The sequence below is a fragment of the Streptomyces sp. NPDC054847 genome (genome assembly GCF_053610925.1).
The window spans coordinates 1-3225 of sequence record NZ_JBSGZJ010000622.1; the positions used below are offsets into that span (position 1 = coordinate 1).

1 protein-coding gene is annotated in these 3225 nt (G+C 72.5%); it reads right to left on the reverse strand.

All coding sequences use genetic code 11. The annotated features are described in order from the left end of the window. Window positions 1-3219: SDR family NAD(P)-dependent oxidoreductase (locus ACWGH4_RS33335; RefSeq protein WP_453467436.1), on the reverse strand; the 3219-nt coding region annotated here is incomplete at its 3' end. Window positions 3220-3225: the final 6 nt, after the last annotated feature.

A 3225-nucleotide genomic window follows, 5' to 3' on the forward strand; every position in this document is an offset into this window, starting at 1 on the left:
TACGTCGCGGCCCTGCTCGAGGGCGTCGGTGAGGCGCATGACGGCGACGACGCCGACGCCTTCGCCGCGGCCGTATCCGTCGGCCGCCGCGGAGAAGGTCTTGCTGCGGCCGTCGGCGGCCAGTGCGTGCGAGCGGCTGAGGGCGACGAAGGCGCCGGGGTCGGCGAGGACCTGGACGCCGCCGGCGAGGGCGAGTTCGCACTCGTCGTTGCGCAGCGCCTCGCAGGCGAGGTGCAGGGCGACCAGCGAGGACGAGCAGGCGGTGTCGACGGACAGGGCGGGGCCCTGCAGTCCGAGGTGGTAGGAGAGCCGTCCGGCGTTGAAGCTCGGGAGGCTGCCGGTCAGGGTGTAGGTGTCGGGGCCGGAGCCCTGGCGGTACTTGCCGTATTCGCCGGGCCCTGCGCCGATGAAGACGCCGGTCCGGCTGTCGCGCAGGTCGCGGGGGCGCAGGCCGGCGTTCTCCAGTGAGGTCCAAGCGGCTTCCAGCAGCAGTCGGTGCTGGGGGTCCATCGGTTCGGCTTCGCGCGGGCTGATGCCGAAGAACGCCGCGTCGAACGAGGCCACGTCGTCGAGGAGGGAGGCGTGGCGGACGTAGGTCTTTCCTTCGGCGTCGGGGTCGGGGTCGTAGAACCGGTCCACGTCGAAGCGGTCGGTGGGGATGGGTGAGAGGGTGTCGCGGCCTTCGGCCAGTACGTTCCAGAAGCTTGTCAGGTCGTTCGCGTCGCCCGGCATGCGCAGGCCCACGCCGACGACGGCCAGTGGTTCGTCGGTGCGGCCCCCGGCGGGGGCGGGTGTGTCGGCGTCGGTGTCGGTGGCCGGGGTGAGCCGGTCGAGCAGCCACCGGGTGACGGCCAGGAGGTTCGGGCAGTCGTAGATCAGTGTCCTGGGGGTGGTGATGCCGACGCGGTCCTGGATCCGGTGGCTGAAGGCGATGGCCATCATCGAGTCGAAGCCGAGGTCCTTGAAGCCCCGCTCGGGGTCGAGGGCTGCCGGGTTCTGCATGCCGAGCACGGCTGCTGCCTCTGCTGCCAGGAGGTCCTGGACGTGGAGGAGCCGGGCTTCGTCGGTCAGGCCGAGGAGTGTGTCGCGCAGTGTCGCGGTGTGGCCGGTGCCGGTGTGCGGCTCGCTCGCGGTGCGGGCTTCGGTGATCTCGCTCAGCACGGGGCGCAGGGGGCCGCGTGGGCAGAAGGCGGGGACGGCGTGGGTCCAGTCCATGTGCGCGACGACGGTGGTGCGCCCGGCGGCCAGGGCCAGGTCCAGGCCGGTGAGGGCTTTGGCGGCCGGCATGGGGACGAGTCCGTTGCGGCGCAGCAGGGTGCCGGTGGCGCCGTCGGCCATGCCGCCGTCGGACCACGGTCCCCAGGCGACGCAGACAGCGGGGAGTCCGGCTGCCCTGCGGTGTGCGGCCAGGGCGTCGAGGCCGGCGTTGGCCATGGCGTAGCCGGCCTGTCCGGTGTTGCCGAGGGTTCCGATGACGGACGAGAACAGGACGAACGCGTCCAGCTCGCGGTCCTGGGTGAGGGCGTGGAGGTTCCAGGCTCCGCCGAGTTTGGGTGCCGCGATCGTTTCGACCTCGGCCGTGGTGAGCGTGGCCAGCAGTTTGTCGTCGAGGACGCCGGCGGTGTGGAACACGGCGCGCAGGGGGGCCTGTTCGTCGCCGTCGAGGGTGGCGAGGAGTTCGGCTGTGCGGGCGGGGTCGCTGATGTCGCAGGCGGCGAGGGTGACGCGGATGCCTGTGGTCTCGAGTTCCGCCTTCAGTTCGGCGGCGCCGGGGGCGTCGGGGCCGCGCCGGGATGCCAGCACGAGGTGTTCGGTGCCGTGTGCGGCCAGGTGGCGTGCGAGGTGGGCGGCGAGGGCGCCGCTGCCTCCGGTGATGAGGGCGGTGCCGCGGCCTGTCGGTGCGGGGGCGGCGGTGTCGGGGGCGGCGGCGCGGCGGAGCCGTCGTACGAGGCGGCCCGCGGGGCGCAGTGCGACGTGTTCTTCTGCGTCGGTGCCGGTGACTGTGGCCAGGAGTTGCAGGGTGGCCTGTGTGTCGATCTCTTCGGGGAGGTCGATCAGTCCGCCCCAGCGGTTGGGGTGTTCGAGGGCGATCACGTGTCCCAGGCCCCAGGTCTGTGCCTGCCACGGGCGGGGGACGGTGTCGTCGGGGTGGGCCTGTATCGCGCCGCGGGTGAGGATCCACAGCGGTGCCTGTATCCCGTGGTCGCCGAGGGCCTGGGTGAGGGCGAGGGTCTGGGAGGTGCCGCAGGGCGGTGCGGCGTCGGCCTCGGGGTCGTGGTCGGGGTCGACGGCTTCGTCGAGGGGGGTGAAGGCGAGCACGCCGCGCAGGTGGGTGGCTGTCGGGGCGGGGATGCGGGCCAGGTGGGCGCTGAAGTGTTCGCGTTCGCCGGCTGCGGGGAGGACGTGCACTTTCGCGCCGGCCGCTTCGAGTGTCCGGGCCAGTCCGGGCGGCGGGGCGACCAGCAGCCAGGGGCCGCGGACGGCGGCGGGTGCGGGGTCGGGGGCGGGGGCGTTGTGCCAGGTCTCCTCGTAGAGCCAGTCCGCCACTTCGCCGGTGTGGGTGTGGCGGCTGTGCCAGGCGGCGAGGTGGGGCAGCATCGCGGCCACGGTCGTGCTGTCGTCGGCTCCGAGGAGGCGGGCGAGTTCCTCGGTCTCGCCGCGTTGGACGGCGTCCCACAGGGCGTCCTCGGCGTGGGTCCGGGTGCGGGTGCGGGTGGGGGCGGTGTCGGTGGGTGCGTCGAGCCAGAAGCGTTCGCGTTGGAAGGCGTAGGTGGGCAGGTCGATGCGGGTGGCGCCGGGGAGGAGGGAGCTCCAGTCGATGTCCTGGCCGAGGACGTGCAGTTCGGTGAGTGCGGTCAGCACGGCACGCGGTTCGTCCAGTCCCTTGCGCAGGGCCGGAACGACCGGCGCGCCCGAATCGGTCAGGCAGTCCTGCGCCATCGCGCTCAAAACCGTGCCCGGCCCGATCTCCACACAGGCACCAACATTCTGCTCCTCGACCCATCGCATGTCGTCGGCGAAGCGGACCGCGTCGCGCACATGCCGCACCCAGTAGCCCGCATCCCGCCCACCCTGGACCGGCGGCATCGCAATCCTGGGCTCGGCATACGTGACCGAGGCAGCGACTTGTTCGAACGCGGCCAGCATCGGATCCATCAACCGCGAATGGAACGCATGCGACACCCGCAACGACCTCGTCCGACAGCCCGACGCCTCCAACCGCCG